The sequence below is a fragment of the Janibacter alkaliphilus genome, from assembly GCF_013408565.1.
GTDB classification, from domain to species: domain Bacteria; phylum Actinomycetota; class Actinomycetes; order Actinomycetales; family Dermatophilaceae; genus Janibacter; species Janibacter alkaliphilus.
In genome coordinates this window covers 252,440-265,677 of record NZ_JACBZX010000001.1, presented here as the reverse complement: position 1 = coordinate 265,677, position 13,238 = coordinate 252,440, and the positions used below count along the sequence as shown (strand labels likewise).

At 73.5% G+C, this 13,238-nt stretch carries 12 protein-coding genes; 6 read left to right on the top strand and 6 right to left on the bottom strand.

Going from position 1 to position 13,238, the window contains the following annotated elements; translation table 11 throughout:
- Positions 1 to 28: 28 nt before the first annotated feature.
- Entirely contained in the window at positions 29 to 724 is a 696-nt protein-coding gene (locus tag BJY28_RS01215; RefSeq protein WP_179461393.1) for an aspartate/glutamate racemase family protein, read from the top strand.
- A gap of 3 nt (positions 725 to 727) precedes the next feature.
- On the opposite strand, the gene BJY28_RS01210 is transcribed toward BJY28_RS01215, so the two are convergent.
- Positions 728 to 1,921 (bottom strand): GAF domain-containing protein, encoded by a 1,194-nt coding sequence (locus tag BJY28_RS01210; protein ID WP_179461392.1) that lies wholly within the window; start codon positions 1,919 to 1,921, stop codon positions 728 to 730.
- A 152-nt stretch (positions 1,922 to 2,073) separates the two neighbouring features.
- On the opposite strand from BJY28_RS01210, the gene BJY28_RS01205 reads away from it, so the two are divergent.
- Complete coding sequence (locus BJY28_RS01205; RefSeq protein WP_179461391.1) at positions 2,074 to 3,915, top strand: NAD(P)/FAD-dependent oxidoreductase; 1,842 nt, start codon at positions 2,074 to 2,076, stop codon at positions 3,913 to 3,915.
- 4 nt (positions 3,916 to 3,919) lie between these two features.
- Here the strand turns inward: BJY28_RS01205 and BJY28_RS01200 are convergent, their stop codons facing one another.
- Both BJY28_RS01200 and BJY28_RS01195 read right to left on the bottom strand, forming a co-directional pair.
- Positions 3,920 to 4,165, bottom strand: coding sequence for an RNA-binding S4 domain-containing protein (locus tag BJY28_RS01200; RefSeq protein ID WP_179461390.1), 246 nt, complete (start codon positions 4,163 to 4,165; stop codon positions 3,920 to 3,922).
- Positions 4,166 to 4,336: 171 nt separating this feature from the next.
- Positions 4,337 to 4,639, bottom strand: a complete 303-nt coding sequence (locus BJY28_RS01195; RefSeq protein WP_179461389.1) for a WhiB family transcriptional regulator — start codon at positions 4,637 to 4,639, stop codon at positions 4,337 to 4,339.
- A 238-nt stretch (positions 4,640 to 4,877) separates the two neighbouring features.
- On the opposite strand from BJY28_RS01195, the gene guaB reads away from it, so the two are divergent.
- Positions 4,878 to 6,419 (top strand): IMP dehydrogenase, encoded by a 1,542-nt coding sequence (guaB, locus tag BJY28_RS01190; protein ID WP_179461388.1) that lies wholly within the window; start codon positions 4,878 to 4,880, stop codon positions 6,417 to 6,419.
- 35 nt (positions 6,420 to 6,454) lie between these two features.
- Positions 6,455 to 7,474, top strand: coding sequence for a hypothetical protein (locus BJY28_RS01185; protein ID WP_179461387.1), 1,020 nt, complete (start codon positions 6,455 to 6,457; stop codon positions 7,472 to 7,474).
- A 4-nt stretch (positions 7,475 to 7,478) separates the two neighbouring features.
- Here BJY28_RS01185 and BJY28_RS01180 read toward each other — a convergent pair whose 3' ends face one another.
- Complete coding sequence (locus BJY28_RS01180) at positions 7,479 to 8,531, bottom strand: P1 family peptidase (protein WP_179461386.1); 1,053 nt, start codon at positions 8,529 to 8,531, stop codon at positions 7,479 to 7,481.
- Positions 8,532 to 8,557: 26 nt separating this feature from the next.
- Between BJY28_RS01180 and BJY28_RS01175 the strand changes: the two genes are divergently transcribed.
- A complete protein-coding gene (locus BJY28_RS01175; RefSeq protein WP_179461385.1) occupies positions 8,558 to 9,577 on the top strand; it encodes a dipeptidase in 1,020 nt (339 codons plus the stop codon).
- A 147-nt stretch (positions 9,578 to 9,724) separates the two neighbouring features.
- Here the strand turns inward: BJY28_RS01175 and BJY28_RS01170 are convergent, their stop codons facing one another.
- Positions 9,725 to 10,051, bottom strand: a complete 327-nt coding sequence (locus BJY28_RS01170; RefSeq protein WP_179461384.1) for an antitoxin — start codon at positions 10,049 to 10,051, stop codon at positions 9,725 to 9,727.
- A gap of 114 nt (positions 10,052 to 10,165) precedes the next feature.
- Entirely contained in the window at positions 10,166 to 11,833 is a 1,668-nt protein-coding gene (locus BJY28_RS01165; protein ID WP_343036899.1) for a DHA2 family efflux MFS transporter permease subunit, read from the bottom strand.
- Between the two features lie 175 nt (positions 11,834 to 12,008).
- Here BJY28_RS01165 and BJY28_RS01160 point away from each other — a divergent pair, with 175 nt between their 5' ends.
- Positions 12,009 to 13,130 (top strand): GuaB3 family IMP dehydrogenase-related protein, encoded by a 1,122-nt coding sequence (locus tag BJY28_RS01160; protein WP_179461382.1) that lies wholly within the window; start codon positions 12,009 to 12,011, stop codon positions 13,128 to 13,130.
- The last annotated feature ends 108 nt before the right edge of the window (positions 13,131 to 13,238 follow it).

Here is a 13,238-nt window from a genome sequence, read left to right as displayed (position 1 = left end):
GTCCGCGCCGTTCCGTAGGGTGGGGGGCATGAAGCTCCTCGGTGTCATCGGAGGCCTGGGCTGGTCGGCGACGGCGGAGTACTACCGCCTGCTCAACGAAGGGGTGGAGCACCGCCTCGGCGGGCTGCACGGTGCCCGGGTGCTGGTCAGCAGCGTCGACTTCGCCCCGGTGGACGCCGCCGAGCGCGAGGGCGACTGGGACGCGATGGCGCAGATCCTCAGCGACGCCGCGCAGGGCCTGGAGCGCGCCGGGGCCGAGGGCATGCTGCTCGCGGCGAACACCATGCACGCCGTCGCCGACCAGGTGGCCGGCAGCGTGGACATCCCCTTCATCCACATCGCCGAGGCCGCCGCCCGCCGGGTGCAGGCCAGCCGCCAGCACAAGATCGGGCTGCTGGCCACCGCCACCACCACCCGCGCCGACTTCTACGTCGGCCCGCTGCAGCAGCACGGGCTGGAGGTGCTGCGCCCGGACGAGCCGGAGATCGACGAGGTCGACCGGATCATCTACGACGAGCTCGTCCACGGGGTCATCCACGACTCCTCGCGCAAGGTCTTCCGCCGGGTCGCCCAGGGTCTGGTCGACCGCGGCGCCGAGGCGGTCGTGCTCGCCGGCACCGAGCTGAGCCTGCTGCTGGAGCCGGACGACGTCGGGGTGCCGCTGCACGACACGACGGCGATCCACGTCGAGGAGGCTCTCGACTGGATGCTCGCCGACGGGTGAGTCTCAGCCCGTCGTGCTGAGGGTGACCCCCGCGGCCACCCGGTAGGGCGAGGAGGCCACCAGCCCGCCCACCTGCCGGCGCAGCCGGGAGACCTCGGCGCGCACCGTCACCACGTGGGTGGTGTCGCCGTAGACCGCGAGGCTCAGCTGTGCGGCCGACAGCCCGTCCTCCCCGGCGCCGGCCAGGCAGCTAAGCAGGTCGGTGCGGCGGCGGCTGAGGACCACCTGCCAGTCGCCCTCCCCGGAGACGACCTGCAGCCGGCCGGTGCCGCGGTGCAGGTGCGCGACCACCCTCTGACCGCTGGCCTCCGGCCGCAGCACCCACCCCACGTCGAGCCGCTCCGGGCGGCACCGGCCCAGGCCGGGGACGAGCAGGCAGCGGTCCCCGGCCGGAGCCTCCACCCGCTCGGGCGCGGCCATCCCGCGATGGTGCGCGACCCATCCCTCGTCGTCGACGACCAGCACCGGACCGTGCCCCCCGGCGAGCAGCGGCTCGGTGCGTCGACGCAGCCGGGACAGCTGCTCGCGGTGCAGCTCGACCAGCCGGGCGCGGGCCAGGCGGACCGCGCTCTCGACGAGAGCGCGGATCGCCGGGTGCAGGGTCAGCGCCGGCCCGGAGACGTCGACCACACCCAGCAGCTGCCCGGTCCGCGGGTCGTGCATCGGCCAGGCGCTGCAGTACCAGGGGTGCTGGGCCTGCTGGAAGTGCTCCGCGGAGAAGAGCTCGACCGGGCACCCCTCCGCCAGGGCGGTCCCGATGGCGTTCGTGCCGACCTGGGTCTCGGTCCACACCGCGCCCTCTAGGAAGCCCAGCCGGTCGGCCTGGTGCCGGACCGCGGCCGAGCCCTCCCGCCAGAGCACGACGCCGTCTGGATCGGTGACGACCATGAGGAAGTGGGAGGCATCGGCCACCGAGGTGAGCACCCTGCGCAGCTCGTCGATGACCAGGTGCAGCGGGGAGTCGTGCCGGCGCCGCTCGACCTCGGCGAAGGGGGTCGGCTCCCGCTCGCCGGAACGGTCGGCGGGCAGTCCAGCGGCCAGCACCCGCTGCCACGACCGGGACACCAGGGCGCGCGGGTGCTGCGCCGGTCGGCTGCCGGAGAGCACGGCGTCGTGCATGCTGCGGAGCTCGTGCGCCCGCAGCCGCAGGTCGGTGCCCGGCGCCACCGCGCCGTGGTCGCTGGCGGTGATCGACATGGGGTCCTTCCTGCCTCCGAGGATAGGGCGGTGCGGCGCCGCAGGACAGGGAGCGGCCCGTGCAACCTCCTGCAACCCTGTCGCCCCCGGTGCCGGGCGTGGTCGGCTCAGCACCCGGCGCAGCGCCGCGCCGGGCTGATCAGGAGGTAGCCATGACCCAGACCGTCGACGCCACCGCCCGCACGGACGAGGCTCCGGGAGACCCGCTGACGCGGACCCAGCAGTGGCTGGACCGCTTCGAGCGCGCGCTCTCCGCGGCCGACCCGGAGGCGGCGGCCGGCCTCTTCGCCACCGACAGCTACTGGCGAGACCTGGTCGCCTTCACCTGGAACCTCAAGACCGTGGAGGGCCGCAGCGGCGTCGCCGACCTGGTCGCGGCCGTCGCCGACCGGGTCTCCCCGCACGGCTTCACGGTGACCGAGGCACCCGAGCTCGCCGACGGGGTGGTGACGGCCTGGATCGCCTTCGAGACGTCGGTCGGCCGCGGCTACGGGCTGCTGCGTCTGGTGCAGGAGGACGGGCAGGACCGTGGCTGGACGCTGCTCACCGCGCTCTACGAGCTCACCGGGCACGAGGAGCCGCGGGGCACCCACCGCCCCATGGGCGCTGCGCACGGCGCCGACAAGGAGCGGATCACCTGGAAGGAACGGCGTCAGCAGGAGACCGACGCGCTCGGCGTCACCGAGCAGCCCTACGTGCTGGTCATCGGCGGCGGGCAGGGCTTGATCGCGCTCGGCGCCCGGCTGCGACAGCTGGACGTGCCCGCGCTGGTCGTCGACCGGCACTCCCGGCCGGGGGACCAGTGGCGCCAGCGGTACAAGTCCCTGTGCCTGCACGACCCGGTCTGGTACGACCACCTGCCGTACCTGAAGTTCCCGGACACCTGGCCGGTCTTCGCCCCCAAGGACAAGATCGGCGACTGGCTGGAGTCCTACGTCTCGATCATGGAGGTGCCCTACTGGTCGAGCACCACCGTGCAGCGGGCCACGTGGTCCGAGCAGGACCAGCGCTGGCGGGTGGAGGTGGATCGTGACGGCGAGCGGCTCACCCTGACGCCCGAGCACGTCGTCTTCGCCACCGGGATGTCCGGCAAGCCGCGGCTCCCCGAGATCGACGGGGCGGAGGACTTCGCCGGCGACCTGCACCACTCGTCCGCACACCCGGGACCGGACGCGTACGCCGGCAAGAAGGTGGTGGTCATCGGCAGCAACAACTCGGCCTTCGACATCTGCGGGGCGCTGTGGGAGCACGACGCCGAGGTGACCATGGTGCAGCGCTCGTCGACGCACATCGTCAAGAGCCACAGCCTCATGGAGCACGGGCTGGGAGACCTGTACTCCGAGCGGGCCCTGGCCGCCGGGATCACCACCGAGAAGGCCGACCTCATCTTCGCGTCGATCCCGTACCGGATCATGCCCGCCTTCCAGATCCCCGCCTACGAGACCATGGCCGAGCAGGACAAGGACTTCTACGCGCGGCTGGAGGCGGCCGGCTTCTGGCACGACTGGGGCGACGACGGCTCCGGGCTCTTCATGAAGTACCTGCGCCGCGGCTCCGGCTACTACATCGACGTGGGCGCCGCCGAGCTCGTCGCCGACGGCGAGGTGGCGCTGGTGCACGGGCAGATCGACCACCTCACCGAGGACGCGGTCGTCCTGGAGGACGGGACCCGGCTGCCGGCCGACGTGGTGGTGCTGGCGACCGGCTACAGCTCGATGAACGGCTGGGTGGCCGACCTGGTCGACCCGGAGACCGCCGACCGCCTCGGCAAGTGCTGGGGGATCGGGTCCGACACCACGAAGGACCCCGGGCCGTGGGAGGGCGAGCAGCGCAACATGTGGAAGCCCACCCAGGTCGAGAACCTGTGGATGCACGGCGGCAACCTGCACCAGTCACGGCACTACTCGCTGTACCTGGCGCTGCAGCTCAAGGCCCGGCTCGAGGGGATCGACACCCCGGTCTACGGCCTGCAGGAGGTGCACCACACCGGGTGAGGGTTCACCAGGGGACGTCGACCTCCGGCTCGCCCTGGCGCACGAGCACCTCCTCGCCGCCGAGCGAGACCACCTGGCCGGGGCGCACCTGCGCCCCGCGGCGGGTCTCGACCTCGCCGTCCAGGAGCACCTCGCCCTGCTGGATCAGCTCGCGGGCCATGACGCCGTCCTCGACGAGCCCGGCCAGCTTGAGCAGCTGACCCAGCCGGATCCGGTCGTCACGGATGGAGATCTCCTGCGGTGCGCTCACCGCTCCAGGGTAGGCCGGGTAGGCCGGGCACCCTCGTCACGAGCCGACCGTGCGTGCCCCGGCAGGCTCGTGGCACGAGGAGGCGCGGCCGCCCCACCCTGGCAGGGGCGGCCGCGCCGGTCGTGGGCGCCGGTGCTCCGGCGCGGTCAGTGGGCCCTCGTGGTGCCTGGTTCAGCCGGCCAGGCGGGTGGCCGTCCGCTCGGCAGCGGCGATCGCCCGGGCGCGCTCGTCCTCGGTCAGGCCACCCCAGACGCCGAAGGGCTCGCGGATGGCGATGCTGTGGTCGCGGCACTGCTGCAGCACCGGGCAGCCGGCGCAGATCTCCTTGGCGCTGGCGTCGCGCATCCGGCGCTTGGCCCCCCGCTCACCCTCCGGGTGGTAGAAGAGCTCGCTGCCCGTGGCCCGGCAGGCACCCTCGTACTGCCACTCCCACCTGTCGGCCACCGGGCCCGGCAGCTGCGTCGGCTCACCCATTCGTCAGTCCCCCTCGGGCTCGACGGGGCCGCCCCTGGCGGGGCGCCCCTGGTCGGCTCAACGCTAAGAAGCGGTGCGGGCCGGAGCACCCCGTGAGGAGTAAGGATTCCCCCAAGGATCCCCGGATCTCCCCATGGGAGGGTCAAGGAACGGTCAAGGCCGGTGACCTGCCTCACGTCGCCCTCCGCAGGCCCGGACGGGGTCGGGAGCACGCGCGTGGCCCGGATATCATCGGACGATGGATCTTGCTCCGTCCGGCGACCGTGACGAGACGACCGGGGTCCCCGCCCCCTTCGCCAAGGTCGGCCTCACCTACGACGACGTCCTGCTGCTGCCCGGCTACAGCGAGCTCGCTCCCGGCGACCTGGACACCTCCACCCGGCTCACCCGCGAGCTGACCCTGCGCGCCCCGCTGATCTCGGCGGCGATGGACACCGTCACCGAGTCCCGGATGGCCATCGCCATGGCTCGCCAGGGCGGGATCGGGGTGCTGCACCGCAACCTCTCGATCGAGGACCAGGCCTACCAGGTGGACCTCGTCAAGCGGACCCAGACCGGGATGATCTCCAACCCGGTCACCATCGGCCCCGGCGCGACGCTGGAGGAGCTGGACCGCCGCTGCGGCGAGTACCGGGTCTCCGGGCTGCCGGTCGTCGAGGACGACGAGACGCTCATCGGGATCATCACCAACCGCGACCTGCGCTTCACCCCGGTCGCCGAGTGGTCCTCCACCCTGGTGCGCGACGTGATGACCCCGATGCCGCTGATCACCGCCCCGGTGGGGATCAGCCGCGAGGACGCGACCACGCTGCTGCGCCAGCACAAGCGCGAGCGGCTGCCGATCGTCGACGACGCCGGCCGGCTGGCCGGGCTGATCACGGTCAAGGACTTCGTCAAGAGCGAGCAGTTCCCGAACGCCAGCAAGGACGACCAGGGCCGGCTGCTCGTCGGCGCGGCGATCGGCTACTTCGGCGACTCCTGGGAGCGGGCCACCCGGCTCATCGACGCCGGGGTGGACGTGCTCGTCGCCGACACCGCCCACGGTCACGTCCGGCTGCTCATCGACATGATCCGCCGGCTCAAGCAGGACCCGGCCACCCGCCACGTCCAGGTCATCGGCGGCAACATCGCCACCCGCGAGGGGGCCCAGGCCTTCGTCGACGCCGGGGTGGACGCGGTGAAGGTGGGCGTGGGGCCCGGCTCCATCTGCACCACCCGGGTGGTCACCGGGGTCGGTGCCCCGCAGATCACCGCGGTGCACGACGCCGCGCTGGCCTGCCGCCCCGCCGGGGTGCCGGTGATCGCCGACGGCGGCCTGCAGCACTCCGGCGACATCGCCAAGGCGATCGTCGCCGGCGCCGAGTCGGTGATGATCGGCTCGCTGCTGGCCGGCTGCGAGGAGAGCCCCGGCGAGCTGATCTTCGTCGCCGGCAAGCAGTACAAGGCCTACCGGGGGATGGGCAGCCTCGGCGCGATGAGCAGCCGCGGCAAGAAGTCCTACTCCAAGGACCGCTACTTCCAGGCCGAGATCACCTCCGACGACCAGATCGTCCCCGAGGGCATCGAGGGGCGGGTGGCCTACCGCGGCACGCTGGCCCAGGTGGCTCACCAGATGGTCGGTGGGCTGCGCCAGTCGATGTTCTACGTCGGGGCCGGGACGGTGCCCGAGCTGCAGCAGAAGGGGCAGTTCGTCCGGATCACGTCGGCCTCGCTGCGCGAGTCGCACCCGCACGACATCCAGGGCATCGTCGAGGCCCCGAACTACTCCGTCGGCGGCTGACCCCGTGGACCGGCCCGCCCCGGAAGCGCGCTGACGTGCAGACCGGGGAGCGCCAGGAGCGCACGGGCGGCTGGCTGGCCCTCAACCTCGCCGGGCTGCTCGTCGTCACCCTCCTGATGTACCCGCTGGCCCAGGCCCTCGGGGTGCTGGGCCGGATGCTCGTCGAGGGCGACGTCGAGGCGGAGCCGCACCCGGTCGTCACGCTCGTCCTCTTCGGGATCTTCGCGGCCGCCGTCCTGCTCATGGGCGGCCGCTCGATCTGGGACCAGTGGCGACAGCGGGAGAGCATCACCGACCCCACCACCGGGCGCACCCTGAGCATCCACCGCGGCTCGCCGGAGCACGAGGTGCAGCGCTTCCGCTACCTCGCCGACGCCGAGGAGCGACGAGTCGCGCGGGAGCGGGAGGTGGCCAGACGGCGCGCCGAGCTGGCCGGGACCAGGACCCCGCGTGACGGTGCGGGTGCCGCCGACGACGGTGCGGGTGCCGCCGTGGGTGCTGCGGCCGAGGAGGCCCGCCGGTCGGTCGACGACGGCGGTCGGCGGGAGGCCGCCGAGCGCCGGGACATGTCGCACCTCGGCGCACCGATGACGGTGCTGCCGGTCGGGCCCGCGCGCGAGCGGGTGCACCGGCTGCGGCGCGCGGCGTGGTGGTGCGTCGTGCTCTGGCTGCCGGTGTCGCTGGGCCTGGCCCTGCTCAGCGAGCAGCTCGGCGGTGCCCGTGAGTGGGGTCTGCTCGCCTTCCTGCTGCTGCCGCTCGCGTGGATCCTCGGCCTGATGTCCGAGCTGGTCGCGCACCGGCGGATGCGGTCCGCGGCCACCCGCGCCTCGCTGGCCCTCTACCTCGCCATCATCTGCCTGGCGGTCGGTCTCGTCTCCGCGCTGTGCCTCTTCGTCGCGGTGGCCGAGCGCGGCGCGACGATGGCCGTCGTCGGACCGATCAGCGCCGCCCTGCTGCTCGGCTGCTGGTGGCTCGGGCGGCGCGAGCTGCGGTACGTGCGCACCGACGGGCCCCGCGATCCCGGGCCCAGCATGGCGGACCTCTCCGACCTCTGAGCCCTCACTGCGGGTCGGCCGGTCGCAGCAGGTCGCGGTAGGCGGTCAGCACCTCACCGGCGGCCTCGCTGCGGTCCAGCGTCGTGACCGCGAGCAGGGCCCGGGCCACGGCACGGGTGACGCAGTGCGCCGCCTCGGTCTGCAGCTCGACCACGGTGAGCGGGTCGGGACGCCCGCGGGCCCGGGTGGACAGGCCGACGAAGGTGTCCCCGTCGAAGGCGGTGTGCACCGGGGAGACCGCCCGGGCCAGCCCGTCGTGGGCCACCCGGGCGAGCATGCTGCAGCCGGCCTTGTCGAGGTCGGCGTCGGTGGCCACCACCCCGATCGTCGTCGCCGTCCCGGCCCGCAGCGCGGCCGCGGCCTGCGCCCGGCGGCGCCGGTGCTCGGCCACCCGGTCCGGGTCGGGCTCGCCCAGCGCCGCCTGCTCGGCCGGGCTCAGCGACGGGTGGGCGAGCAGCCGACCGTCCGCCGCGAGCGGTGATCCCAGGGCGTTGCAGGCCACCAGCGCGGCCACCGTGGTGCCGTCCTCGAGCACCGCGCTGGCCGTGCCGATCCCGCCGCGCAGCCCGCCGGCGGCGGCGCCGCAGCCCGCCCCGACCGACCCCACCGGCACCGGCCCGTCGGTGGCGGCCAGGACGGCGGCGCGGCCGTCGTCCGGGCCGGGGTGGTGCTCCCAGGTGCCGCCCCGGCCGAGGTCGAAGAGGACCATCGCCGGGACGATCGGCACCACCTGCTCCGGGGTCTGGCCGGCCGGCCACCCACGTCCCTGGGCGAAGAGCTCGGCCATCACCCCGTCCGCGGTGCCCAGGCCGAAGGCGCTGCCCCCGGTGAGGACGACGGCGTCCACCGCGTCGACGAGGTGCCGCGGGTCGAGCAGGTCGCTCTCCCGGGTGCCGGGCCCGCCCCCGCGCACATCGATGCCCCCGACGGTCCCGGGCGGCGGCAGCACGACCGTGGTCCCGGTCAGCCAGCCCGGCTCGTCCCGGGTGGCGTGACCGACCCGGATCCCCGGCACGTCGGTGAGGGCGTCGTGGGTCCCGGTGCGTGCAGCCTGCATGACCCCAGCATGCAAGACTCCGGCGCATGGCGTTCGGTTCCGGTCTCCGCGTCCTCGACGGCCACAACGACCTGCCCTGGCACCACCGCGAGCTGGCCGGCTACGACCTCGACCGGTGCGACCTGGCCGAGCCGCAGCCGGCGCTGCACACCGACCTGCCGCGGATGCGCGCCGGCGGGCTGGCGGCCCAGCTGTGGTCGGTGTGGGTGCCGTGCGAGCTGCAGGGGGAGGCGGCGGTGGCCGCGACCCACGAGCAGATCGACTTCGTCGAGGCCATGAGCCGGCGCTACCCGGAGATCGAGCTGGCCCGCACCGCGGCCGACGTCACGGCGATCTGGTCGCGCGGGCACCACGCCGCGCTGACCGGGATGGAGGGCGGGCACTGCATCGCCGACTCCCTGGACCACCTGGCCGCCTTCGCCGGGCGCGGGGTGCGGTACATGACCCTGACGCACAACGAGAACACCGGCTGGGCCGACTCGGCCACCGACGAGCGGGTGCACGGCGGGCTCACCCCCTTCGGCCGGGAGGTGGTCACCCGGATGAACGCCCTGGGCGTCATGGTCGACCTCTCCCATGTCAGCGCCGAGACGATGCACGACGCCCTCGACACCACCTCGCGGCCGGTCGTCTTCAGCCACTCCGGGGCGCGGGCGGTCACCGACCACCCGCGCAACGTCCCGGACGACGTGCTGGCGCGCATCCCCGGCAACGGCGGGGTGGTCATGGCCAACGTCGTGCCGAAGTTCGTCAACCAGGCGCGGGCCGACGAGACGCTCGGGCGCACCGATGTCGTCCCGGACCCGGTGGCCACCCTCGCGGACGTGGTGGCCCACCTGGAGCACCTGCGCGAGGTCGTCGGGGTCGCGCACGTCGGGATCGGCGCGGACTACGACGGGGTCGACGAGACCCCGGTCGGGCTCGAGGACGTCTCCACCTATCCGCGGCTGGTCGCGGCGCTCGCCGAGCGGGGCTGGTCGGAGGCGGACCTGGCCGCCCTGACCCACGGCAACGCGCTGCGGGTGCTCGCCGACACCGAGGTCTGAGCAGGCGCTGCGGCGCGCGAGCTGACCTGGTCGTCCGGCACGCACCCGGGCACGACGACCTCGGGCATGACGACCCCGGGCACGACGACGGCGCCGCCACCCGGGAAGGGGTGACGGCGCCGTGCGGCGATATCGGCCGGTCGAGCCTCAGCTGGTCGAGCTCTGGCCGGGCGGCGGGGGCGTGGTGCCGGTGCCCTGACCGCCCGTGCCCTGACCACCCGTGCCCTGACCGCCGGTGGTGCTGCCCGGGACGGTCGCGGAGGAGGCCTGGCTGGTGCCGCTCTCCTTCGCCACGGCCTTCTTGGCCGCGTCCGAGGCGCCGGTGATCTTGCTCGAGTACTTGCCGCCGGTGCGCTTGTCCACCGTGCTGCTGGCCTTGTCGATGTAGCGACGCGCCGCGTCCGGGTTCTTGCGGACCCAGGAGCGAGCCATCTCGGCGGCACCGAAGAGCGCCGCGGCCTTCTTGAACCTCATGTCCTGATCTCCTTCTCTGAGGCAGGTGTCTCCGGGTCCAACGTACGACAGGCCCCGGTTGCTCCCGCCGCTCGCGGGGCCGCGAACGCCGCGAGCGGCGGGAGCGGATCAGGCTCAGTGCACGAGCACCGGCTCCTGGGCCTCGCCCTCGCCCTCGTCGAGCATCCGGCTCGGCTGGCGCCGCCGCGGCAGCAGCAGCGAGACCAGCAGGGTGAGCACGCACAGCCCGGCCGAGACCCAGTAGGTGTGCGCGAAGGCCTCGGCCATGTCGCTGCGCACCGCAGAGGTCAGGGCGGCGGCGGCCGCCTGCGGGTCGGTGGCGTACTGGGCGACCACCTGGGCCACCTCGGGGAAGCGGGCCAGGATCTCCTGCATCCGGCTGGGGTCGCTGACCCCGTCGGCGGCCTCGCCGTACTGCTGCGCCTGGGCGATCAGCGGCCGGTCGCGGAAGCCGTTGGTCAGCAGCACCGAGGCGATGGCCACGCCGACCGAGCTGGCGATCTGCTGGATGATGTTCAGCGTCGTCGAGCCGCGGGCCACCCGGGAGGCTGTCAGCGTCTTCAGCGCCGAGGTCATCAGCGGCATCATCGTCGCGCCCATGCCCAGACCCATGACGAAGAGCACCGGGATGAGGTAGCCCCAGTAGCTCGTCTCGGCGTCGATCTGGGTCAGCCCGAGCATGCCCAGGGTGATCAGCGCGATCCCGACCGGGGCGATGCGCCCGACGGGGTAGCGGTCGACCAGGGCGCCGGCGATCGGCATGGTCAGCATCGCGCCGATGCCCTGCGGGGCGATGAGCAGCCCGGCGCTGAAGGTGTCCTCGCCGCGGACCTCCTGGAAGTACGTCGGCATGAGCAGCAGCCCGCCGAAGAAGGCGGTGGCGAAGAGGAACATCGTCAGCGCGGCGATGCTGTAGCTGCGGTCGGAGAAGAGCCGCAGGTCGATCAGCGGGTGCTCCGGCCGGAAGGACCACCAGCCGAAGGCGGCCAGCAGGGCCACCCCGACGGCGATCGGGATCAGCACCGAGCTCGAGGTGATGGTGCCCTCGTCCGGGATCGTCGAGACCCCGTAGAGCACGGCCGCCAGGCCGGGGGACATCAGCAGCAGGCCGACGATGTCGAGCGACTCGGTGGGCTTGGCGCTGTCCTTGGGCAGGACGACCGAGGCGTAGGCGAAGGCGGCGATGCCCAGCGGCAGGTTGATGAGGAAGATCCAGCTCCAGCTCGGCCGGTCCAGCCAGTGGGCGTTGTCGATGAGCCAGCCGCCGAGGATCGGGCCGCCGATCGGGCCGAGCAGCATGGGGATGCCGAGGATGGCCATGAGCCGGCCGATCCGGTCGGGGCCGGCGGCGCGGGTCATGATCGTCATCCCGAGCGGCATGAGCATGCCGCCGCCGAGGCCCTGCAGCACCCGGAAGGCGATGAGCATCTCGATGCTGCTGGCGAAGCCGCAGGCCACCGAGCCGACGGTGAAGAGGGTGACCGCGGTGAGGTAGAGCCGCTTGGTGCCGAAGCGGTCGGCGGCCCAGCCGGTCAGCGGGATGACCGTGGCCAGCGCCAGGGTGTAGGCGGTCACGGTCCAGGCGACGGTGGAGTAGGCCAGCGGCTGCGGGCCGTCGGCCAGGTCCGTCTGGAAGTGCGGGAGGGCGACGTTGACGACGGTGATGTCGAGGATCGACATGATCGCGCCGAGGACGACGACCCCGGCCACCTTGAGCACGGCGGCGTCGATCTTCTCGGGGGCGCCACCGCCGGCGGCAGCGCCGGTCGCGGGTGCAGACACAGAGGTCTCCTTGGGCGAAGGGGTCATGAGGGGTGGCGGCCGCAGTGCCGCGTCACCGTCAAGGCTGCGTCGGCGGTTCCTATTCCCCGACCGACGAAAGCGCGGGGCTGGTGCGCCAGGGGCAGGGTGGCGCCCGGTCGGCGGGGTGCGGCGGCGTCACCTCTAGGCTGGCCCGGTGAACGAGATCGAGATCGGCCGAGGCAAGCGCGGGCTGCGCGCCTACTCCTTCGACGACATCGCGGTGCTGCCCAGCCGGCGTACCCGTGACCCGCAGGAGGTCTCGCTCGACTGGCAGATCGACGCCTACCACTTCGACATGCCGGTCATCGCCGCCCCGATGGACTCGGTGATGTCCCCGGCCACCGCCATCGCCGTGGGCCGCGCCGGCGGTCTCGGCGTGCTCGACCTCGAGGGGCTGTGGAGCCGCTACGAGGACCCGGAGCCGCTGCTCGCCGAGATCGCCACCCTCGACCCGGCCGTGGCCACCGCCCGGATGCAGGAGATCTACGCCGCCGAGATCCAGCCGGAGCTCATCACCGAGCGGCTGCGGGAGATCCGCGAGTCCGGGGTGACCGTCGCCGGGGCGCTCAGCCCGCAGCGAACCCAGCAGCACTGGCGCACCGTCGTCGAGGCGGGCGTCGACCTCTTCGTCATCCGCGGCACCACCGTCTCGGCCGAGCACGTCAGCAGCCGGCACGAGCCGCTGAACCTCAAGCGCTTCATCTACGAGCTCGACGTGCCGGTCATCGTCGGCGGCGCGGCGGGGTACACCGCGGCGCTGCACCTCATGCGCACAGGTGCGGCGGGGGTGCTCGTCGGCTTCGGCGGGGGAGCGGCGCACACCACCCGCACCACGCTGGGCATCCACGCCCCGATGGCCAGCGCGGTGGCCGACGTCGCCGCCGCGCGGCGCGACTACCTCGACGAGTCCGGCGGCCGCTACGTGCACGTCATCGCCGACGGCGGGCTGGGCACCAGCGGCGACATCGTCAAGGCGATCGCCTGCGGCGCCGACGCGGTCATGCTCGGGGCGGCGCTGGCGCGGGCCACCGACGCCCCGGGGCGCGGCTTCCACTGGGGGCCGGAGGCGCACCACGGCGAGCTGCCGCGCGGGGCCCGGGTCGAGGTCGGCTCGGCGGCGCCGCTGCAGGAGGTGCTCTTCGGCCCCAGCCGTGGCTCGGACGGGACGACCAACCTCATGGGCGCGCTGCGCCGGGCGATGGCCACCACCGGCTACACCGACGTCAAGGAGCTGCAGCGGATCGACGTGGTCGTCGCCCCGCACCAGCCCAGCTGACCTCCCCCCACCTCATCCGCAGCTGCCCGGGCAAATCACGGCTGCCATCCGCAACTGCCCGGGCATTTGACGACTGCCATCCGCAACTGCCCGGGCAACTGACCGCCC